The organism is Brevundimonas olei, assembly GCF_037055245.1.
Lineage (GTDB): Bacteria > Pseudomonadota > Alphaproteobacteria > Caulobacterales > Caulobacteraceae > Brevundimonas > Brevundimonas olei.
On record NZ_CP146369.1, the window covers coordinates 2,647,659 to 2,670,551 of the forward strand.

11 protein-coding genes are annotated in these 22,893 nt (G+C 64.9%); 4 read left to right on the top strand and 7 right to left on the bottom strand.

Translation table 11 applies throughout. The features are described 5' to 3' along the window. Positions 1-6: 6 nt before the first annotated feature. Positions 7-1,584 carry a carboxylesterase/lipase family protein gene (locus tag V8J38_RS12950; protein WP_338576211.1) on the top strand — a complete coding sequence of 526 codons (1,578 nt, stop codon included), beginning with the start codon at positions 7-9 and terminating at the stop codon, positions 1,582-1,584. Between the two features lie 5 nt (positions 1,585-1,589). On the opposite strand, the gene V8J38_RS12955 is transcribed toward V8J38_RS12950, so the two are convergent. The 3 genes from V8J38_RS12955 to V8J38_RS12965 are packed head-to-tail and all read right to left on the bottom strand — an operon-like array spanning position 1,590 to position 5,988. Then, positions 1,590-2,795, bottom strand: coding sequence for an SGNH/GDSL hydrolase family protein (locus tag V8J38_RS12955; protein ID WP_338576213.1), 1,206 nt, complete (start codon positions 2,793-2,795; stop codon positions 1,590-1,592). Continuing rightward, positions 2,783-4,627 carry a hypothetical protein gene (locus tag V8J38_RS12960; RefSeq protein ID WP_338576215.1) on the bottom strand — a complete coding sequence of 615 codons (1,845 nt, stop codon included), beginning with the start codon at positions 4,625-4,627 and terminating at the stop codon, positions 2,783-2,785. The genes V8J38_RS12955 and V8J38_RS12960 overlap by 13 nt, the downstream gene beginning before the upstream one ends. A gap of 2 nt (positions 4,628-4,629) precedes the next feature. Continuing rightward, entirely contained in the window at positions 4,630-5,988 is a 1,359-nt protein-coding gene (locus tag V8J38_RS12965; protein ID WP_338576217.1) for an MFS transporter, read from the bottom strand. A gap of 362 nt (positions 5,989-6,350) precedes the next feature. On the opposite strand from V8J38_RS12965, the gene V8J38_RS12970 reads away from it, so the two are divergent. The 3 genes from V8J38_RS12970 (at position 6,351) to V8J38_RS12980 (ending at position 12,588) form a co-directional block, all read left to right on the top strand. After that, the gene (locus tag V8J38_RS12970) at positions 6,351-9,143 is read left to right on the top strand and encodes a TonB-dependent receptor (RefSeq protein WP_338576218.1); all 2,793 of its coding nucleotides are present in this window, start codon (positions 6,351-6,353) and stop codon (positions 9,141-9,143) included. 194 nt (positions 9,144-9,337) lie between these two features. Next, positions 9,338-11,551, top strand: coding sequence for a TonB-dependent hemoglobin/transferrin/lactoferrin family receptor (locus V8J38_RS12975; protein ID WP_338576220.1), 2,214 nt, complete (start codon positions 9,338-9,340; stop codon positions 11,549-11,551). An 8-nt stretch (positions 11,552-11,559) separates the two neighbouring features. Further along, entirely contained in the window at positions 11,560-12,588 is a 1,029-nt protein-coding gene (locus tag V8J38_RS12980; RefSeq protein WP_338576222.1) for a DUF6607 family protein, read from the top strand. A gap of 16 nt (positions 12,589-12,604) precedes the next feature. On the opposite strand, the gene V8J38_RS12985 is transcribed toward V8J38_RS12980, so the two are convergent. The 4 genes from V8J38_RS12985 to V8J38_RS13000 all read right to left on the bottom strand — a co-directional run bounded on the left by V8J38_RS12985 (position 12,605) and on the right by V8J38_RS13000 (position 22,338). After that, the gene (locus tag V8J38_RS12985; RefSeq protein ID WP_338576224.1) at positions 12,605-16,306 is read right to left on the bottom strand and encodes an autotransporter outer membrane beta-barrel domain-containing protein; all 3,702 of its coding nucleotides are present in this window, start codon (positions 16,304-16,306) and stop codon (positions 12,605-12,607) included. A gap of 327 nt (positions 16,307-16,633) precedes the next feature. Then, a complete protein-coding gene (locus tag V8J38_RS12990) occupies positions 16,634-17,179 on the bottom strand; it encodes a hypothetical protein (RefSeq protein ID WP_338576225.1) in 546 nt (181 codons plus the stop codon). After that, positions 17,151-17,609 (bottom strand): toxin-activating lysine-acyltransferase, encoded by a 459-nt coding sequence (locus V8J38_RS12995; protein WP_338576227.1) that lies wholly within the window; start codon positions 17,607-17,609, stop codon positions 17,151-17,153. The genes V8J38_RS12990 and V8J38_RS12995 overlap by 29 nt, the downstream gene beginning before the upstream one ends. 22 nt (positions 17,610-17,631) lie before the next feature. Further along, a complete protein-coding gene (locus tag V8J38_RS13000; RefSeq protein ID WP_338576228.1) occupies positions 17,632-22,338 on the bottom strand; it encodes a calcium-binding protein in 4,707 nt (1,568 codons plus the stop codon). Positions 22,339-22,893 lie beyond the last annotated feature (555 nt).

Sequence of the window (22,893 nt, forward strand, 5' to 3'; positions counted from 1 at the left end):
ACGACCATGAGCGATCCGATCAGCAGGCGGACCGTATGCGCGCTAGGCGGCGCGGCGGCGCTGTCAGCCATGGCCGGCGGCGTTCATGCCGACAGCGCCTCCCCGGTGGCGACGACGCGCCATGGACGCGTGCGAGGCTCCGTGGATCGCGGGATCAAGGTCTTCAAGGGGGTGCGCTACGGCGCCGACACCCGGCCGAGGCGTTTCCAGCCCGCGCTGGCGCCTCAACCGTGGTCGGACATCGCGCCGGCCTTCGAATACGGGGCGGCCTCGCCCCAGAAAAGCAATGAGCCGAACCAGAGCGAGGACTGTCTGTTCCTGAACGTCTGGACCCCTGCCCTGGCCGACGGCGGCGCGCGTCCCGTCATGGTCTATGTGCATGGCGGCGCCCACGCCAACGGCTCCGGTTCAAGCCCCCTCTATGACGGCGTGGCCCTTTGCCGACGCGGCGATGTGGTGGTGGTGACGCTCAATCACCGGCTGAACGTCTTCGGCTATAACGGCCTGGGCCAGATTCTGGGCGGCGCCTATGCGGCGTCAGGCAGCGTGGGCAATCTGGATCTGATCCTGGCGCTGCAATGGGTGCGGGACAATATCTCGGCCTTCGGCGGCGATCCCGGCAATGTCACGGTCTTTGGTCAATCGGGCGGCGGCGGCAAACTGGTGACCCTGATGGCCATGCCGCTCGCGTCGGGTCTCTACCATCGCGTCATCACCATGAGCGGCCAGCACGTGACGGCCATGGGGCCGCAACATGCGGAGCGTCGCATGCGGCGCTACCTCGATCATCTGAGCCTGTCCCCCGAGCGCGCAGCGGAACTGGCGAACCTGCCGACCGAGCGGCTGGTCGAGGGGTTGCGCATGAAGGACCCGATCGAGGAGGGCGACGACGTCTATTTCTGGTCGGTGATGGATCATGACGTCCTGCCCCGCCATCCGTTCGTACCTGACGCTCCGGCTGAAAGCGCCCACATCCCGATGATCATCGGCAACACCCATGACGAGGCGCGCAGCTTCACGGCGGGAGACGAGCGTAATTTCAGCCTGACCTGGGACACGGTGGCGGCCAAACTTGCGCCCGAGTTCGTGCTCGACATGAACGCCCAGTACGTCGTCGACTGGTATCGTCAGCGTTTCCCGCAGATGACGCCGAGCGAAGTCTTCTTCGCCGCCGCGACCTGCGGTCGGTCACGCCCCGGCCACCTGATCCAAGCCGAGGAGCGCGCCAAGCAGAACGGTCCTACGTGGATGTATCAATTGGACTTCGGATCGCCGGTCGAGCCGCGTCTGGGCGCCTATCACGGCTTCGACATCGGTCTGGCGTTCGACAATTGCGACAAGCCCGGCTCGCGCGCCGGGAGCGGACCGGAGGCCCGGCAGGTCGCCGAGGCGATGAGCGAAACCTTCATCGCCTTTGCGCGAACCGGTGATCCGAACAACGCCGCCATCCCGACATGGGGCCGCTATACCCTGCCCGAACGCCAGACCATGATCTTCGACGTCGAAAGCCGCACAGAGAACGATCCGCGCGCCGAAGAACGCCGCCTGTTCCAGACCGCGCCCTTCCTGAAGAAGGGGACTTGAGGCGCCTAGCCGCAGACGTCGAGCGGAATGGCCTCGGCCATGGCCTGATAGCCGGCGTCGGACGGATGCAGCCAGTCGCCGCTGTGAAACGCCTGGCGCATGCGCGACGGCGCCTGGGGGTCGCGCAGGACGGCGTCGAAATCGATCAGACCGTCGGCCTCGCTCTGCTGACGCAGCCACTGATTGACGGCGGCGCGCGTCGTCTCACCTTCGCCCGTGAAATAGGAAGCCCCTTCAAACGGCGGGATAGTCGCCAAGACCGCCTTCAACCCGGCGGCGCGGGTGCGCTGGATCACCTGACGATAGGCGGCGATCAACTGGGCGGCCTCGACCCTTTGGTGCGCGTAGGCCGCCCGCGACGGACGGCCGATGTCATTGACCCCTTCCAGCAGGATCAGGCATCGCGCGCCGGACTGCGCCAGGGCGTCGGCGTCCAACCGTTCGAGGCCTGACGGACCCGAGCCTCGATGCAACAGGCGGTTGCCGCCGATGCCCAGATTGACGACCGCCCATGGGCGCTTCGCTTCGACCATGCGCCTCGCCAGCCGTTCCGGCCAGCCTCCCGCACCGCCGGGCAGCGCGCCGGTCCCCTCGGTGATCGAGTCGCCGAACGCTACGATGACGCCGGGCGGAAAGGCGCTTTCGACCTCGACAGCCGACAGCAGGACGCCAAGTCGCATGGGCTGACCGGTTGAGCCGTCGGCGTTCGTCAGCGTCTGCCGCCAAAGGTGCGTCGGCAGGCGCGTCCGCTCTGGCAGGTCGATGCTGACCGCGAGCGCGTCCAGGGCTTCGACCGTCAGGTCGAGCGGGTCGGAAAGCCATGACGCCCCCGCCGGAATGACAACCGAAGGCGTCCCGTCGAAGCGCGCCGGGTGGCGCGCGCCATTGTGCTCGATGTTCACCCCGCCGATCCGCACCGGCTCGGCGCCATGGGTGTTGGACAGTTTCAGCCGGACCCGGCGGCCGGACGCGGCGACGGTCACGATATGGGTCAGGCGAACGTCCTGCACCGTCTCCGGCCCGAGCGGACCGCGCGGATCGTTCGGATTGGGCGCCGAGGCCGGCCCCACAGGCCCCATCTCCGCCGAGGGAGCGAAGGCGTAGGCCGCAACCCAGTGCGGCTCGTCATTCGCCGATGCGGCGCCTGTCGCCAGGGCGAGCGCCAAGACGAACGTCGATGCGGCGAGGCAGCGCCGGATCAGCGTCGCCATGGGAAGGTCAGCGTCGGCTGATTGACGTAGCGCTCCATGCCCAGCACCAGCCGTGCGCCCGATCCCGGCGCCAGGCTCAGGGTGAAGGCGGAGTCGTTCACCGCATGGCGCGCGTCGCCGATCCGCACATCCTTGATCCGGTGCTCGCCATAGCCGCCGCCCTGCACTGTCACCGTCCGCGTCCGCGTCTGGCTCAGGTTGACCACCGTGACGCCCGTTTCGTCCGCCGTCATCCGATCGATCAGGGCTGCTGTGTCCGGCGGCAGGCCAGCGCGACGGGCGTCCGGATCGAAATACCGCAAACGGGCGTAAAGGGGCGAGCCGCCCACATTGGCGCTGCCGGCGCCCGCCCATGACGGTCGTGCGATATGGATGGCGCCCATGGTCTGATGCATCAAGGCCATGACCTGGGCCGGGTTCTGATCCATCACCCCGTCCGCCAGGCGAGTATCGGGCGTGGTCGTATCCTCGCGCTGCTTGCGGGCCGCCTCGGCCACTCGCGCCAGGTCGGCCCGAAGCGCCGTCTCGACCCAGTCCGGATTGCGGCCTTCCAGATAGGCGACCCACGGATGATCCGGCGCACGACGACGGTCGCTCTCCTTCATCGAGAACCACCAGATGTCGAGCGAATTGGCTATGTGCAGACCGTCTCGCCAACCGTACCAGCCGTTCTCGCCATACATGGTCGGAGTCTGTATCTTGCCGTCGACGGTTCGGCGCTGGGCGTTGATGCGGTCGGCCTGGGCGCGCCACGTCTGAAGATATTTGTCGTCGCCGGTCAGAAGATAGGCGTTGAAGAAACCCATGGCCGTACGCGGAACGCGGTTGCGGTCCTCGCGCTTGCCCGTGACCGGGTTGACCGGGCTGAAGCCCCAGCCATAGGCGCCGCCCCACCACTTGCCGTCGGCGGCCGATCCGATCACGCCGTCCAGCCCGACGTTCGAAGGCAGGATGTCGTCGTTGGCCCTGGCCCGCTCGGCCCAGGCGTCGATGTAGGTCAACAGCCACTGCCGGTATTTGGGTTCCTGCTCCAGCATATAGGCGTTCAGCGCCAGGCTCGTGGAGAGCAGGTTCAGCGGATGGTCGCCGACGACGTCCGTGTACTCCTCATAGTGTTGGAGCGTCTCTTCATAGGTCTCCTCGCCATGCTCCATGAAGAAGCCGGTCGGATCGAAACGATCGCCCGCCCAGTCCAGGGCCGTCGCCTTGCGCAGCATCGGTCCGCGCGAACCGTTCATCAGACTGCGGATGACCCGATGCTGGGGGTCGTAGTTCGGCGCGTCCGGATCTTCGCCCATATAAAGACCGGCGAAGCGGCGGGCGCGGTCGCGCAGGCGCGGGCTATCGGGATCGGAAAGGCCCTGGACATTGAACAGCGTCATCTCTTCGGCGTGATGCTGCCAGTCGAGCTGAACATTGAACTCCTTATAGAACATGCCTTGCCGGGCGATCTCGACCTCGACGGTTCTGGCCTCGGTGTATTGCCGCAGATGTCCTTCCCAGGCCTGGGTGTACATGGCCTTCAGTCGGTCGGGCGCGCCCATGGCGTGCAGCAGGGGCCAGCCGTTGACGTTCTCGATGGCGTCGTCGGGGCCGTCGTTGGCGCCCCACCGCTCGAAGCACAGGAAATAGCCGCGCTCGTCGAAATAGCGGGCGTAGAAGGCCTCGCACGCTTCCGTGTTGGCGCGCAGGAGCTCCCGTTGGAGCAAGGCCCAGGTCGGCGCCGCCATGGGCGAAGCGATACACAGGGGCGCGGCCTGCGCCGCCTTCGGGTTCAGGGCCGCACCGAGAACGGCGACAGACGCTCCGGCCAGAATGTTTCTGCGGTTCATCCTCATGCCGTCGTGTCCTGAGCCGCCGTCAACGTCAGACGCTCGATCTTGCCGGTGATCAGGAAATAGGCCGCGATCACCAGAAGGCAGTGAGCGCCCACGAACCACAGGGCGCCGTCGAACGAACCGGTCGCGGCCACGATGTAGCCGATGACGATCGGCGTCACGATGCCGGCCGAGTTGCCGAAGGTGTTGAAGATGCCGCCGGTCACGCCGACGAACTCACGCGGCGAGGTGTCGGACACCACCGCCCAGCCCAGGGAGGCGATGCCCTTGCCGAAGAAGGCCAGCGCCATGACGAGAATGATCAGGCCGGAATGATCGATATAGGCGCAGGCGATGATCAGGGCCGACAGCACCATGCCGATCAGCAAGGGCGTCTTGCGCGCGATGGTCAGGGAGCCGGTCTTCTTCAGCAGAGCGTCGGAGATGACCCCGCCCAGAACCCCGCCGACGAAACCGCACAGAGCCGGAGCGGCCGCGGCGAAACCAGCCTCCAGGATATTCAGCCCCCGCTCCTTCACCAGATAGATCGGGAACCAGGTGACGAAGAAATAGGTCAGCACATTGATGCCGTATTGGCCGATGAACACGCCCATCAGCATGCGGCTGCCCAGCACCTGCCTGACATTGTCCCAGGTGAAGGCCGCCGACTTGGAGATGGTCCTGTCCTCCATGCGGATCAGGCCGCCTCCAGCCTCGATGTAGTCCAGCTCGGCCTTGCCGATGCGCGGATGCTGGATGGGGCTGTGAACCATCTTCCAGAACACCAGGGCGGCGAACAGGCCCAGCCCCCCCATGACGAAAAAGACCGAATGCCAGTCGAAGGTATGCACCAGCCACCCCATGAAGGGGGCGAAGACCACCAGCGAGAAATACTGCGCAGAGTTGAAGATGGCCGAAGCGGTGCCACGCTCCGACCCAGGGAACCAGGCGGCCACGATACGGGCGTTGCCTGGGAACGACGGGCTTTCGGCCAAGCCCACCATGAAGCGCATGGCGAACAGGCCCGCGAAGATCAGCCCGCCGGTCAGAAAGCCCGAAAAGCCCTGTAACAGGGTGAACAGCGACCAGGCCGCGATGGCGAGGGTGTAGACGATCTTAGTGCCGAACCGGTCGAGCAGCACCCCGCCCGGTATCTGTCCGATCACATAGGCCCAGGCGAAAGCCGACATGATGTAGCCCATCTCGACCGGGCTCAGCCCCAAGTCGCGCGAGGCGGCGTCGCCCGCGATAGAGAAGGTCGCCCGGTCGGCGTAGTTGATCGTGGTCAGAAGAAAGATCAGCAGCAGGATGCCGTATCGGACCCGTGTGCGGCGCTGGGCTTGGGGGGCGGCGGACGCAGCTGTCCCGTCGGTCATCTTGATGCGCTTCCTTGATCTGCGAGACAGGACCGAGGACGCCGATCGTCGCTGGCCGTCTCTCCCTTGGCGGCGCCTCTGCGTGCGCCTTGACCGTGACGATAGGCAGGAAGTCGGCAACTCGTCTAAGCCAAAACACCTATAGATCGATACAAAGACGGCATGGATAGGTAACCGGTATCAAAGCACGATCAGTGCGCAGGACGCATCGGTTGATGCCCTCTTCGGATTGGCGTGCATTGATCCGGTCAACCTATCGTCCTGTTTGAGGGTTTTGCGACAGACTGGCGGCCGTGCAGCGACGTCAGTCCATGCGCCACAGAGAGATCCGCGAAACGCGGGCGATAGGGAGGGAAGAGGCGATGCGTTTCACGCATGATTTCCAATTTGCGCTCAAGACGGGGGCGTCGGCCCTGGCCGTATTGATAGCCAGCGCCGGGGGCGTCTATGCGCAGTCCAGCGACACATCTGCTCAGGGCGACCCCGCCACCCAGGTCGATGAGGTGGTGGTCACCGGCTTCCGCGCGTCGCTCCAGAGCGCCGTGAACGCGAAACGACGTGAATCGGGCGTCGTCGACGTCATCAAGGCCGAGGACATCGCCGACTTCCCCGACCTGAATCTCGCCGAGTCTCTTCAGCGCGTGCCCGGCGTGGCCATCACCCGCGCCAATGGCGAAGGCCGCCAGATTTCGGTCCGCGGACTAGGGTCCGAATACACCCGCGTCCGCGTCAACGGCATGGAGGCCATCGCCACCACGGGCGGCACGGTCAACGCCGGCGGCACGAACCGCACGCGCGGCTTCGACTTCAACATGTTCGCCTCGGAACTTTTCAACAGCCTGACGGTGCGCAAGTCGGCCTCGGCGGACGTCGAGGAAGGTTCGCTCGGCGCGACGGTCGATCTTCAGACCGCCCGCCCCTTTGACTATCGCGAACCGACGCTCGTGATGGGCATTCAGGGCAGCTACAATGATCTGGCGCGCGACGTGAAGCCGCGCTTCACCCTGCTCGCCTCCAACACCTGGGCGGACGGCCGTTTCGGCGCCCTGTTCTCGGCCGCCTATGAGAAGCGCCATATCCTGGAGGAAGGCGCCAACATCACGCGCTGGAGCGCCGGCGGAGCGAACGGGGGCTTCAACCCGGCGTCGACGATCGACGGCTTCACGATTGACCAGATCAACAACACCAGCGCCACCACCGGCCTCTTCCACCCCCGCCTGCCGTCGTACGTGCAATACGATCACAACACGGAGCGTCTGGGCCTGACCGGATCGCTGCAGTTCCGTCCGGACGACCGCTCGACCATTACGTTCGACATCCTCTATTCAGACGTGAAGTCCACGCGCGACGAAGCCCAGTTGCAGGCCATCGGCCTCAGCCGTTCCGGCGCCGGCAAGCCGCAGACGATCATCCGGTCCGGCGTCGTCGACGGCCGCAACATCGTCGCCGCCGTGATGGATGCGGTGGACGTGCGCACGCAATCCGCCCATGACGAACTCCAGACCGAGTTCCAGCAGTACACCCTGACCGCGAACCGCAACTGGACCGATCGTTTCCGCACCGGGTTCGTCGGGGGCTACTCCAAGTCCGACTTCAACAACCCGGTTTCGACCATCATCACCTTCGATCGGGCCAACACCAACGGCTTCTCCTATGACTTCCGGTCAAAGACGCCCGCGATCGACTTCGGATTCGACCTGACCGATCCGGCCAACTGGTCGATGATCAACGGGACGTCCGAGGTTCGCATCCGACCCAATTCGGTGGAGAACACCTTCAAGACCGCCAAGGTGTTCGGCGAGTATGACCTGAGCGACAATCTGACGATCAAGGCTGGCGTAGACTACCGCAAGTTCACCTTCGCCTCGCGCGGCCTCTATCGCACCAGGGAAACGATCGTCGACACGCTGACGCCCGCCCAACTGGCCGAAGTGTCTCGCGTCTTCTCCGGGTTCGGTCGCGGCCTGGGCCTGCCGGATGGCGTGTCCACCCAATGGCTGGCGCCCGACATCAACAAATTCATCGACGCCTACGACATCTACTCCAACACGGGCATCTACGCCCTGACCGGAGTCGAGAACTCCTCGGCGCGCGGCCAATACATCAATGTCGACGAGGCCGACACAGGGGCCTTCGTCCAGGCGGACTTCCGTTTCACCGCCTTCGGTCTGCCCTGGCGGGGCGACGCCGGGGTTCGTTACGTCAACACGGAACAGTGGTCCCAAGGATACGAAACCACGGCGGCTGGAAGCGCTCTCGTCGATGTCAATCGCACCTACGACATGTGGCTTCCCTCGGCGAACCTTGCGGTTGAACTAACCGACACCCTGATCGCACGCGTCTCCGTCGCGCGGACCATCGCCCGCCCCTCCATCTCCAGCCTGACGCCCGGCGGCGACGTCGGCATCCAGGGGTCGAACTTCAGCTATTCGACCGGCAATCCCTACATCGACCCGACGCGTTCGGATAATCTGGACCTGTCCCTGGAGTGGTATCCGGACGCGGACAGCCTCTTTGCGGTGGGCGTCTTCGTGAAGGACATCAACACCTTCGTTCAGAGCCTGACGCAGAACATCCCCTTCAGCGAACTGGGCCTGCCGAATTCGCTGCTGGACGGCTCGCTGGCCACTCCCGACACCCTCTTCCGGACCACCCAGCCGATCAACACTGAAGGCGGTCTGCTGAAGGGCTTCGAGATCAACGTCCAGAAGCGGCTCGACTTCCTGCCCGGATGGATGGAGAATTTCGGGGTTCAGGCGAACTACACCTTCGTCGATTCAGACATCACATACATCCAGAACCTTGATCCGTTGACCACCATCAACGAGACCCTGGTCGGCCTGTCCAAGAACGCCGCCAACTTCACCCTCTACTATGAGACCGACAAGTTCTCGGTGCGGGGGTCGGCGGCCTATCGTCAGGGCTATCTGACAGGGGTTCCCGCTGCGGACGGCAACTCGGTCGCCGGCGTCAACGAAACCCTGAACTTCGACGCCCAGGCCTCCTACAACATCAACGACAGGCTCAAGCTCAGCGTCGAAGGCATCAACCTGACCGATGAGTTCAACCACCAGTACGTCGACGCCTCCAACCGCCTGAATGTCTACAGCCACACCGGTCGGCAGTTCTTCGTGGGGCTTCGCTACACCTTCTGAGCGAAATCTTCTCCTGGCCCCCATTTGGCGCCGCCCCTCCCAGAGGGGCGGCGTTCTTTTGTCAGGGCCAGGTCCATGCCGCGCCGGTGATGTTCGAGCGGCAGGTTATGAATTTGGGGACCCAACAGAACTTAGATTGATTCTGATAATCGTTCGCACTAAAGGCAGGGCCTGTTTCCAACGGGGTGCCGCCGATGCGTTCGCTATTGATGATTTCCGCCGGGCTCTCAGCCCTCGCCGCCGCCTTCCCGGCCATCGCCGAGGAGGCTGCCTCCGCGATCGATCTGAACCAGCCGGTGCGGGTGGCGCCCGTGACCGTCGTCGGCACCCGCACCGAACGCCGCGTCGATGAAGTTCCGGCCAGCGTCAGCGTCATCACCGCCGAGGCGATCGAGACCAATCTGGTCACCGACATCAAGGACCTGATCCGGTTCGAGCCGGGCGTCAGCGTTCCGACCAGCCCCGCCCGCTTCTCGGCCGCCCTGTCGGGCGCCGGGCGCGACGGCAATTCGGGCTTCACCATCCGCGGCATGGGCGGCAACCGGGTGCTGATCGTGCAGGACGGGGTGCGGGTGCCGGACGGCTTCGCCTTCGGGGCGCAGGCTGTGGGGCGCGGCGGCTACAACGATCTGGACCTGGTCAAGTCGGTCGAGATCCTGCGCGGTCCGGCCTCGGCCCTCTACGGCTCGGACGGCATCGCCGGGGCGGTCAGCTTCACCTCGAAGGACCCGACCGACTTCATCGAGGCGGGCCGCAGCTTCGGCGCCCGTGCGCGGGTCGGCTACAACTCCGCCGACGAAGGCTGGACCGAAGGCCTGGCTTTGGCCGGGCGCAGCGGGTCCCTGTCGGGCCTGCTGGCCTACACCCGTCGCGACTCCCAGGAGACCGAGAACATGGCCGAAACGGGCGGCGTCGGCGCCGCGCGGACCCAGCCCAACCCTCAGGACTTCGCCTCCAACGCCGTGCTGGCCAAGCTGGTCTGGGACGCAGCGCCCAATCACACTCTGCGCCTGACCTACGATCACTTCGACCAGGACATGGAGGGCGAGGCGCTCAGCAGCTATTCCGCCTCTGTCACCGGCCTGAGCGCCCAGGACGAGACGCAGCGGGACCGCGTCAGCCTTGACTGGCGTTTCGACGACTTCCTGGGGCTCGATTCCGGCTCCGCCGCCGTCTTCTGGCAGGATGCGACGACGCGCCAGTTCACCTATGAGCAGCGTCCGACGCTGGGCGATCGCACCCGCGACGTGACCTTCGACAACGCCGTCTGGGGCCTGGCGGCGCAGGGTTCCAAGAGCTTCGGCGGCGAGGCCGTTCGTCACCGGATCACCTTCGGCGCCGACTGGTCGCGCACCACCCAGGAAGGCATTCGCGACGGCACGGTCCCGCCGATGGGCGAGCCTTTCCCCGCCCGTCCGTTCCCCAAGACCGAGTTCGACCTGGCCGGCCTGTTCATTCAGGACGAGATCGATCTGCTGGGCGGCCGCCTCAGCATCATCCCGGCCCTGCGCTACGACTGGTATGAGCTGACGCCCAAGGCCGACGCCCTGTTCCCGGCCCCGGCCGAAGGCCAGAGCGACAGCCATCTGTCGCCCAAGATCGGCGCCATCTACTGGGCGGACGACCACTTCGGCGTCTTCGCCAACTACGCCCAGGGCTTCAAGGCGCCCTCGCCCATGCAGGTGAACAACTTCTTCGCCAACCCGGTGTTCGGCTATGAGTCCATCCCCAATCCAGACCTGAAGCCCGAGACCAGCGAGAGCATCGAGGGTGGTTTCCGCTTCCGCAATCTGGATGTCTTCGGCGGCGTCCTTTCGCTGCAGGCCACGGCCTTCCGCACGGAATACGACGACTTCATCAATCAGGTGGTGGTGCGCGGAACCGGCGTACCGGGCGTCGATCCGCTGATCTATCAGTACGTCAACCTGACCAAGGTCGAGATCTGGGGCCTGGAAGCGCGCGGCGACATCCACTGGGACAACGGCCTCTCGGCCATCGTCGCCGCCTCCTTCGCAGACGGAGAGCAGGAGACGGACGGCGAACGCGGCGCCCTGACCAGCGTCGATCCGATCAAGCTGGTCGGCGGGCTGAACTACGCCGCCCCCTCGGGCGTCTGGGGCGGAAGCGCCACCGTCACCTGGTCGGACCGCAAGTCGAACCATGAATGCGGCGGCGGCCTGTGCTGGCCGGGCGAGCGCTTCACCCTGCTGGACGTCACCGCCTTCTGGAACGTGACCGAGCGGGCCACCCTGCGCGCCGGCGCCTTCAATGTCTTCGACGAGAAATACGCCTGGTGGAGCGACGTGCGCGGCCTGAACCGCCCCGCCGTCGGCGCCAGCCCCGCCACGCTCGACGCCTTCACCCAGCCGGGCCGCAACGTCGGCGTCTCGCTGAACATCCGCCTGTGAACCGCCTCATGACCCACAAACGCGAAGCTCTCCTGCACAAGAACGGACAACCGATGCGCGCCATCCTGATCGCTGCGGCCCTGCTGACCGGCGCCTCCGCCGCCCAGGCCCTACCCCTCGCCTCGACCTCGCCCCAGACCCAGGCGTCGTCACCGGCCCCGGCCAGCGCCTTTGAACGCGACCGCCAGGCCATCCTGGCCCAGGTCGGCGACTATCGCGTGCGTTTCAACATGCGTGAAACCGTCGGCCTGCAAGCCGACTATCAGCCGCTTGAACCCAAGACGTCCGGCGGGACGGAGATCGTGCGCGTCGTCCATGACACGGGCGACCGCATCAGCCTGCAGCACATCCTGGTCATGTATCACGAGGGTCAGACCATCCTCGTCAAGCACTGGCGCCAGGATTGGACCTATCAGCCCGAGACCGTCCTGATCTACGCCGGCCCCGACCAGTGGACCCTGACGACTGTGTCCGCTGAGGACCGTCGGGGCGCCTGGTCCCAGACCGTCTGGCAGACAGACGATTCGCCTCGTTACGGCGGCGTGGGGCGCTGGAGCTACGATAACGGCATGACGGTCTGGACCTCGGGCCCGACCTGGCGTCCGCTGGCTCGCCGCGACGCCGTGCGGAACCCAGTCTACGATCGCTATCTCGGGACCAATCGCCACGTCATCCGTCCCGGCGGCTGGGTCCATATCCAGGACAACGTCAAGATGACCGGCCGCGACGGCGGCGAGCCTCGCGCCATGGTGCAGGAGGACGTGGTCAACACCTATGACGCGTCCGCCGCCTTCGAACCCAAGCCCGGCGACGACTATTGGGCCGCGACGAAGGCCTATTGGGCCGAGGTCCGCGCCGCCTGGGACGCCGTCATCACCCGCGACGGCGGCGTCCATGTGCAGGAAGTCGCAGACACCGGCGCCGTCACCAGCGCCGCTCTGATGGAGATGGCGGACAAGATCAACGCCGGCGAACTGACCACCGAGGCGGCGGCGGAACGGGCGCGCGCCCTGATCAACGAGGCGACCCGCCCCTGAGGGCGGTTTCTTCGCCCTACCAGTTTATACGAAGACCCACGGCGGCTTCGGTGGCGGTCTGGCGGCTTTGGTCGCCGTCGATCGTCCACCGATGGCTGGCCTGGCCGTACAGGCTCACGTTCGTGCTCACACGAGCGGTGAGGCCGCCGCCGGCTTCCAGCGCCGTGTGGCCGAACCGGTTCTCGATCGCGGGGGAGGATTGCCCCAGGATCACGCCGTCCTGGCCGGAGAAGGCGTGCCAGAGATTGATCCGTCCATACGGCTGCCAAAGCGTCCCGCGCGCGTCGCGGCGGGTGTATTGCAGACGCGCCCCGATCCGCCCGGTCCAGGCCGACCCTTCATCCCAGTCCACACTCGAATACTGATCCTGCGTCCCGTCCACCCGCACATCCTGGTAGACGATCTGCGCCTGCGGCTCGACCAGCCAGCTCTCTCGCAGGGTGATCGGATAGCCGGTCTCGAGCGACGCCGTGTATCCGGTCGTCTCGGTCGAAGCCCCGGAGCCATAAAGGGACGTCGCCTCCATGTCGTACCAGCTCTGCTGCAGGACCGTATCGACATACCAGCCCGTCGGACCGAAATGCGTCCAGTAAGCCCCGACAGACGAGCCGTCCGTTTGCAGGCGACCCACCTCTAGATCCCGCATCCCGCGTGCAAGGCCGCTCATCGACGCGTCGTGGTCGGTATAGGCCACATACAGGCCGACGTGATCGCGACGGCCGCTGTCCGTCGTCCGCCGGAAGAGGTCGAGCCCGGTCTGGAACCCGACCAGATCTCCCTCGACCCGCGCCTCGGCCGTTCCGCCCCATCGGTTGTCCAGCCTCGCCCCGAACAGTCGCCCCCAGGCGCCGTTCATATAGGTTCGCTGCTCCGCCGAGCCCCGCAGATTTTCCTGATCGCCGACGCGCTCGTGCAGCGTCCCCAGGGTTGAAAGGGCCATCTGTCGCGCGATCGCAGGAATAGGCGCATAGAGCGGCGTCTCAGGCCGATAGATCGGGATGTCGGGCCCGTTCGGATCCTCGCTCTTGAGATGAGACCTGAGGAACCAGTCGCCCGGATCGGAGGCGCCGCCCCGGAAGAGCTGATACTCATAGGCGCCCGCCACGACGCGCTGGCCCAGCGTGAAGGCCTCGGCCGTCGTCGCGCCGCCGCCGGTCACCTGGACCAGCCGAATGCCGTCGTCCACGGTTAGCGCGCCGGGGCCGCCGGTATTGTTGACCAGGATGGTGGTCGTGCCGCCGGCCTGACCGCCATTGATCACCAGCAGGTTGGTGGGCGAGGCGTCATCGCCGAGATAAGTGTTGAAGCCGATGCGGCTCTCTGCGCCGCCCGTATAGCCGCCGACCGTCAGCGTGCTGTAGCCGTCCTGTCTCGCCAGGAACTGGATCACGCCGGCGTTGGTCACTGCGCCGGTCGCGCTGGAATCGCCAGTCAGATTCCAGGCGCTGTCGGCGTCGATCGTGATGTCGGCCGCATTTCGCGCCAGGCCGGTCCAGAGACTGCCCTGCGTCAGGGACACGTCGGCGGTGTTGCCGGGGTCGGCGAGCAGGTCGCCCGTCCATTGCGAAGCGGTCAGGCTGGCGCTGGTCGCGCTTCCGGAGCCGATCAGACGCTGATCGCCGGTCCAGCTGCTGTTGCTCAGATTATAGGCGAGGGTCGACGCGTCGACGACGATATCGCCCGTCAGGGACGGCATGTCGGCGATGTTCAGCGTCAGGTCGCTGGCCACACCTGCGGCGTCGTCGCTCACCTGCGCCAGCAGGGACCGGCCGTTGACGACGGCGGGGTTGAGCACGGCGCCGCCGCCGATCGAGACCGCGCCCGTCCCGCCTTCGGAAAGGACGATCGCGCCGTCAGCGGCGCTCAAGCTGCCGCCGGTGATCGACACGGTGTTCGCCGCGCTGCCCGCGAGGTAGATCGCCGACGATCCGGCTCCGTTCGCCGCGACGGCCGCGCCCGAAATCGTGAGGTCCCCGCCGTTGACGGCGGCGACGCCGTGCGCAGCGGCGCCGGCGGTTTCAACCGAACCGCCCGTCATCCGCACCATCCCTGCATCGCCCGCCCGGACTCCGAACGCGGCGTCGCCTGAGGTGGCGACGGCCGTGTTGGCCAGGGTGACGCCGCCAGCGTCCTGCGCGGATACGCCGAAGGCGTTCTCTCCCTGCGTAGCGACCGTGGCGTCCGTGGCGGCGATCGCGCCGCCTGCCATCGCATGCAGGCCCGCGGCGTTGATGTTCGTCGTTCTGACCGAGGTTCCGGACAGGGTGATGCTGCTGTCGTCGTCGGTCGCCCGGACGGCGTCGGCGCCGCCGATCGCGGCTGTGTCGGCGCCGTTGGTCGTGATAGAGCCGCCGACGATCGAGGCCGAGGCGCCCTGGCTGACCCTGACGCCGACGGCGCCGTCGCCGTGTGTGGTAATGCGGGCGTTCTGCGTCTGCAGCCGGCTGCCGGCCCTGAGCACATCCGCGCCATGGGCCTCCAGGCCTATGTCGGCGCTCGGAAACTGAAGGACCGGAAGGTTGCTCCCGCCTCTTCCATAACCGGTCGTGATCTCCGTGTTGCTCGCAGTGACGGCGCCCCCGGCGATACCGACCAGGCCGGCGCCGGAAGGGCCGGAAGTGCGGACTATGGTGTCGGTCAGGGTGACCGTGCTGCCCGACCCGCTCGCCGCTGCGCCTGCGGAATTGGGCTGATAGGTGAAGACGCCGTAGCCGGCGAAGTCGATCCTGCCGCCGGCGTCGGCCCACAGGCCCTGACTGTCGGCGCCGTAGGTGGCGGACGTCGCGCCATTGACGACAAGAATCCGGCTGCCGACGCCACGGGCCAGCATGCCCGAAGAGCCGGTGGTGACGGCGCCGCCGTAGTAGTCGCCGGTCGCGATCGCGCCGCCGCTCATGGTGATCAGTCCGCCATCGGCCGCGAGCAGCCCGGCGCCGCTGTTTCCGGAGACGTTTACGTAGGCGTTGTTCAGGGTCAAGCTGCTGTCAGCGCCCGCCGCGACCGCGCCGGCGACGTTATGGCCATCGCTGTACGTACTCAGGTCGTTGAGGGCGATCGATCCGCCCGCGTCCGCAAAAACAGCAGAGGCCCTAGCGCCGCTAGTCGTGACGTTGGTGCGGGTCAGGGTGATCGTCCCGCCCCCCGACGCATAGGCCCCATACGCGTTGTCGAGCGCCGTGTTCACCCCGCTGTCGGTCAGCGTGACGCGGCTGCCTGTCCCGATCGCCTCGACCCCGTGAGCGCCGACGCCGTTCGTATAGACCGAGGTATAGCTGCCAGTGATCTGCCCCCCGCCATCGGCGTAGAGGCCGTGGCCGTCGTCGCCATAGGTGCTGACCATGGCCCCGTCCGACGGCGTTCCGGTCAACGAAATCGTACCGTCATCGCTGGCGCGCACGCCGTGGCCGCTGCCGAACGCGGAAAGATCGACGGAGACGCCGCTATAGCTTCCCGACCCGGAGACATCGACCACGGACGCGGCGTCTGCGCTTTGCCTCGCGGTGAACGCCGGATCGGCGCAGCTGCCGGAGGAGAGATTGAGCGCCGCCGGCGCAGCGGCGCATTGAGCGAACGCTTGCGTGGAGGGCAGCAACACCGCCGCCGCCGCCGCCCAGATGGCGCGATGGCGACAGGCTGAGTTCAAAAGCGCCTTCTTCCGCGAATCGCCGAAACCAAGGCCGGCAATCGAAACCGGCGTCTCCACACGGGCTACAGGCAAGCGCGAACTCCGCAGACGATATCAAAACTGAGGCCGATACGTGCGGCGGAAAGAGTTAAAATACGACAAGAGTAGTTAGTTAAGCTTCAGCGTTTCCGCGCCGCCGGTCCTTCAGCAGGACGCACACTAAGCATCGGACTTGAACAGATCGATCGCCGGCTAGCGCCCAGAACATAGTGGCCTAGGCGCTGGAACTGGCTGAATGGCCCAGCGTGACGGCAGCTCAGACGCCCGGGTGAAGGCCTGCCGCCCCTCCGAGGCGAGGGCTGCGGGGGTTTGGTAATGCTTGGGTGCGCAGGATTTTTTGGGCGATACCTGCGATCCATTTCATGGCGTGGCGGATTGCCCTATCTGTCCACTATCGCCTTTGGCCACAGTCCAAAGGCTCCGCCTCCGAGCCGCATCGGGCCCTTCGCCGCAGGTTTCAGTTGCAGAAGTTCGCCCCGACAGCCAGGCGATGCAAGCGTCCACCGCCATAGTTTCCGCTTGGGTCAGATCATAGGTCGGGATGTTGATGATGTTGACTCTTGACGGCTGTCCGTTGAACGCCGCCGTATACTGAGTGACCGGAACGAAGCGGCGATTGGCCAGGGCTTTCAATCGCCATTCCGCCGCCTTGTTCTGATCCACGGGAAAGCCATGCAGGCCATGACCCCAGGCCAGAGACAGACCGAATTGGGCTACGGCGTCTCCCGAAGCCGCGGCCGCCTCAAGGTCGGCCGGCTTGCTTGTCAGGGCTCGATCCAGAGGGGCCAACCGCTCCGAAAGGGATGGCGGCGCCGCAAGGCTCTGGCAGGCTCCAAGGCCGACGGCGAGCATGAGACCCGCCGCCGGGATCAGACGACTAGTTGAGGATCGCTTCGGGTATTTCATAGGTTTTCACCACGCGCTGTCCGTCAGCGCCGACCGTGTGGAATTTGAAGGGCTTGCCACCGAAGACGCTCAGCGACAGGTCGGCCAGGATCTCCTCCTGGGCCCCGAAAGGCGCCACGAGTTCGATCAGCCAGGGCCGGTCGCCGCCCTTCCATTCGTCGGCCCGCAGCTTGTGCGCGCCAGCTTCCAGTCTCTGCTCAGTCTCCTCCGACACCATGGCCCAGAAGGCCACAGCAGCTGGCGCGTTTGGGCCATAGAAGGTGCGGAACTGCTCCAGCAGAATGGCCGGCATGGCGAACCATTCCAGATCCCCGATGAACAGTTGCTTGTGCACAGGCGACTGCGACATCAGCCAGACGATCTCGCCCAGCATCTGCGAGACCGTCTTGGGTTCCTGGGCCGGGGCGGCGGGAGAAGTCGTATCCGTCATTACATTGGTCTCACTCATGATCTTACGCGGGCATACGCGCCAGCGCGGCGAAGCGCGAGCCCGAAGCCCCCAGCATTTGCGATGTCGCCTCGATCTCGGCCTCGCCCGAGCGCTTCCAGACCGCAGCGGAAGCTCCCTTGTCGCGACCGAAGGAGGCCAAGGCCTGCGTCAGCTTCTGGTGCTGTGAATGCTGTTCCGCCCCCGTCGAGGCGGACGGACCTTCAGTGATCGGAATCCAGGCGGCCGGCGGCAGGGCGTCGTTGTTGAAGCGCGCAACGCTCTCCCCCTGATGCCACCATGACCTGTTGGCCTCCGTCGAGGCCAAACCGAACTCCACCGGCGCCCATACGTCAGTCGGATCAACACTGATCAGGTCCGCTGCGGCTGCAAGGACGGGATCGAAATCAGCACCGCCTGTCTGCCGAGCGGCGCGAGCCATGGGCGGCTGATCCAAACCGAATGTCTGGTCAAAGCCGCCCATGGCTCGCGGACTGATCTGGTCGAGGTTACCGCCGTCCATGTTCGTCGCAGCATGAGTGATATCGTCTTCCACGCCGCCGTCGATACCCGGTCGCCCGAAGGCCGCGCCGTATGAGCCGCGGCCGGTCTGCCCGGAGAAGGCCTCCAGCGAAGCGCGGACGCTCGGGTCGGTGACATTGACGACCTTCCCGTCGCTTCCCTCCCCGAAGAGAACGTCCGCCCAGCGGGCCTCATCCTCGGCATACAGGTCGTCATGATCACTGAAGTCCGCCGTCGGCGGCGTGACGATGGCGCCGTCAGCACTATCGACGGCCACGTCCGCATCCACGCTTTCACGCAACAGCAGGGAGTCGCGCATCCACATATCATGGGTTCGCAGGCGGCGTCCGGCATCCAACACCGTGCGGGCGGCAGCGTCGGCCACGGGATCGTTGACGAGACGCCCAAGCTCGCCCTCGACGGAACGGTCCTCGCCCCAGATGGCCTTCACCTGATCGATGCTCAGGTCGTATTCGTTCAAGAGCTTGCGCGCCAACTGGACGTCATAGGCCGTGCCGGTCTCGCCCGACGCCCAGGTGAAGGACAGGGTGTTGTGCACGAAGCTGTCTCGGGTGTTGTCGGCGGTCTTGCCCGTCGCCTTGCCCATGAGGTTGATCTCGGTGATCCCCGCCTCTTCCAGGATGCGAAGCTCGCTTCCGGTGGAGCGGCCGTTCTGGTTGCGATCGACCCAGATCTTCAGCTGTCCCCAGCCCTCATCGAGGGCGTTCAGCTTGCCGTCGCCGTTCGTGTCCCATCCCTGAAGACCTTCGAGGTCGGTTTGAGCCCCTTCCCTGTCCTGGACGAATGAGATTTCCGACAGCTGGTTGATCTGGCCGTCGCCGTTGCGATCGACCGCCAGGATGCCATCCGTCGGCCCGACCCAGGAGGTGCGGGCCAGTTCGCCCGATGACAGTCGCGACACGACCATGGAATGATCGACGCCCGTCAGCTCCAGACCGTCGCCCTCGAGGTCGAAGACGATGGGCAGGACGCCGCCGTTATAGGTGTTCTGGACGGTCCAGTTGATGTCGAGCTTGCGCAGATCGATCCAGGTTCCCCCGGCGTTGATGAACTCCACCGTATTGAACGACGCGCCGCCGCCATAGACGTCCTGCCACTTCACCCCGCCGCCTACGACCCGGACATAGTCTGTGACCTGATGGGCCTCGAGGTTGGGGTTCGCCGCATCGGCGATGCCGATGTAGAGGTCGTTGCCGACCACCTTGTAGATGACGTCGTCCGCAGCGACATTGGGCCCGAACACCAAGGTGTCGTCGCCGCCGGTGTCATTGATCGTATCCCGGCCCGAGCCTCGTTCGAAGGCGAACTGGTCGTCTCCCGTCGAAGTGAAGCTGGTGTCATTACCGGCGCCGCCGATGATGATATCGCCCCACTCGCTCCATTGGCCGACCTGCATGCCGTGGATAGTGTCGTTGCCGCCGAAACCGACGAGGAAATCGCCCAAGGTCCGGATTCCGTTGAGCGTATCCGCCCCAGCCGTGCCGCCGCGGTAAATTTCGAACTGGGAGACATCCAGTTGGCCGGACCCGTTCATGTCGATGACCTTGAGCTTGTTGTCATCGGCCGAGGCCAGCTTGCCGTCCTTCACATTTGGTAGGTTGCCGTTCACGCGCACGGAGTCCGCCGCGCTGTAGTGGATCGTCATATGACCGGTGGGGCCCGCCACGACCGTAAAGGTCAATTGGTTGAAACCGATCCCCTGGCCGAACGAGACAACGTTCGATCCGACGTTTGTCTCGGTGATGGTGTCCACGCCATCGCCCAGGTTGAAGTAATAGGTATCCGACCCGCCGCCGCCGTTCAGGATATCATTGCCCTTGCCTGCGGTGATGAATTCGTCCGCTCCGGTCAGGGTGATGGTGTCGGCGCCGGCCGTGCCGATGACATGCTCGACACCGCTCAAGGAATGCGTTCCCGTGACGCCGTCCGTCGCGCGCCAATAGGCGATCGAGCCTTGTATGTTCAGGCCAGGCACGGATCCTGAGGTCGCGAAACCGTCGGAATAGTCGACCGTATCGATTCCCTCGCCGCCGACATAGGTGTCAGCGCCCTTGGTGGCCACGATCCAGTCGTCGCCCGCCCCGCCGTCGATGCGATTGATCCCAGAATCCCCTTTCAGTTCGTCTGCGAAGCGAGATCCAATTAGGTTTTCTATTCCCGCGATCTTGTCACCGGTCGCATGTCCCCCAAAGGCTCCCCCCCCGGTCAAGTCGATATACACGCCAGCGTTCGAGCTTCGATACGAAGCCGTATCGACGCCGCCCTCGCCATTGATGTCATCCGCGCCGGCGCCGCCTTCGATTAGGTCATCGCCGTTGAACCCCCACAGCAAATCATCGCCGTCTCCTCCCCTCAGGACATCCGCATAGGCGCCGCCTCGGATTTCGTCGGCAAAGGCGCTGCCAATGACGCCCCAGATGTTCTGACGCGTATAGTTGTATTGGAAAGACCCATCCAACGCTCGATCTGAAGTGGTGCTGCGCAGTGAGATATAGACACCTCGATCCGCGCGCTCGAACGACATGGTGTTGGAGCCTGCTCCACCATCCATGATGTCGCCGTGTCCATTGCCCTCGATAATGAAGGTATCGTTGCCCGCGCCGCCATTGAGCGTATCTGCACCAAGGCCACCGACTAGGATGTCATCGCCGTCTTCGCCGTTCAGGACGTCATTTCCGTCGCCGCCGGACAGGTAATCGTCGTCGGCTCCGCCAAAGAGTTGGTCATTTCCCGCGCCGCCCAAAAGGACATCGTTACCGGCGCCGCCATACAGCTTGTCGGCGCCGCCTCCGCCGTCCAGCCAATCCCAGCCTTCCATGCCCGACAGGGTGTCCCCGGCCGAGCCCCCGATGAAGATGTCGTCCCCGCCCGTGACGGTATAGGTCGTACCCTCCACCCAAAAATAGCCCGGTCCCGGGCTGCCGTCGGCGTCGGGATAGGTCGGCACCAACGGCTCGCGTCCAGGCCCCCTCCACTCCCAATACCCCGGCGTGGTATGAGTAATGCTGTCCGAGAGATTGACCGCCGTCGTGCTGGCGCTCGCGTCGATGAAATCATTGCCCGCGCTACTGCCTGAGGTGCGCTTGGTATAGCCGATAGTAGCCAGCTCCCCGCTGGCGACCGTGATGCTGCGACCTCCGGTTCTGGCCTGTGGCAACAGGGAAAAGGCACCGTCCTGCGAGGCCGCCCCGAACATCAACTGCATCCCGCCATTGACGGTGTAGACGCTCAGATCCTCGAAGTTCGCGCCATTGCGCGGCAATCCCATACTAGTCAGGAAGCCTTGCAAACCGCCATAGAAGTCGGACTTGCTCCATTTATCCAGCTTCAGTTCGTTGATCCGCTGGAGCGTGATGATCCAGGGGTTGGCGATGGCCTGGTCTTCCAGAGCCAGGATGATCTTGTCGATCTTGGCCTTGTTGGCGTTGTAGGTGTTCTTTTGAGCCGTGGTCAGGGCGTTGACGCCCTGGGTGTGCGCCTTGTCGATCAGCGCCTTGTTGGAGGCGTAATAGGTCTTCTCCGCCGCCGTCAGACTGTTGTAGGCGCCGGTGATGTAGCCGTTAATCACCTCGCGGTTGTTGGCGTAGAAGCGATAGTCCGAGGCGATCTGCAGGTCGCCCAGCAGGGCGGTCAGATCGGTCGCCGCCGAATTGGCCAGGGCGCGCTTGGCGAAGATGTCGCCGCCGATCACCTGGGTTTGCTTGATCGACCACATCACGCCCTTGGACACCGCGTCGTCGGCCGAGGCGACGTTCTGCTGCGCCCCATTGAGGTTGCCGAGCTTCACCCACAACTGACCGCCCGTATGGCCGTAGAAGCTCTGAACCCCCGCCAGCGTAGAGATGTATCCGCCGTTGCGCCAAAGGCCGTAGCCCCAGCTGGTCGCCTGATAGGGCATGTCGCCCGCCAGCACGGTCAGGAAGCCGTTCAGCGTGTCCCGCGCCGACTCCGCCATGTTCCGGACCAGATCCAGGTTCCCGCCATTGGCCGCCGAAGAAGCGCCGAGCTGGAACTTGTCGCTGGTATAGTCGAGATAGACCTCGGCGTTCGCCGTCGGAATCTTGGGCTTCTTGCGACCGAAGAGGTTGCCGATCAGCGCGCCGAGGACGAAGCCGACGAAAGCGCCGATGCCGGGCGCGATGACATTAAACAGTAAGCTTGACGGCTTAAGACCGAGAAATCCGCTCAATGCAGTGCTAACGGATCCTACGCTAACAGCAGCATAGCCTCCAACTGCCGACCCCACAGAAGAAAGTAATGCTCCAGCCTGCGTTGTCGGCGATACAACTAGAGATCCGAGTTTAGCCCCTAAGAAAGATCCAATCGCATTTACTGTAAGGTTACCTACCCCTCCTTCAGCAAAAACATCAGCCTTCCCAAATCCATGCCACATATCCAGGTGGGTAGCACCGGGCGTAGTAAGATTTTCCAATACCTTACCGATTACGGTGGAGGTTCCCGTTCCCATCAATTCCGCACCGAAACCCTCCACCCCAAGAGCTTGGGCTAACTCCGCCGAAAGCATGGAACTAATCGCACCAATTCCGGCCGATTTCATTTTCGCCAAGACATCGGATGAGAATACGCCTTGCAAATCAGAATTAATTTCTGGCTTTGCATTATTAAGAATAGATTGACCTATTCTTTCACCGATCTCACCAAGAACGCTGCCGTACAAAATCCCAGCAACCTTATCATCTCCGGCCAAGAAATTTCCAATTGCGGAGCCGATTACGGATCCAAA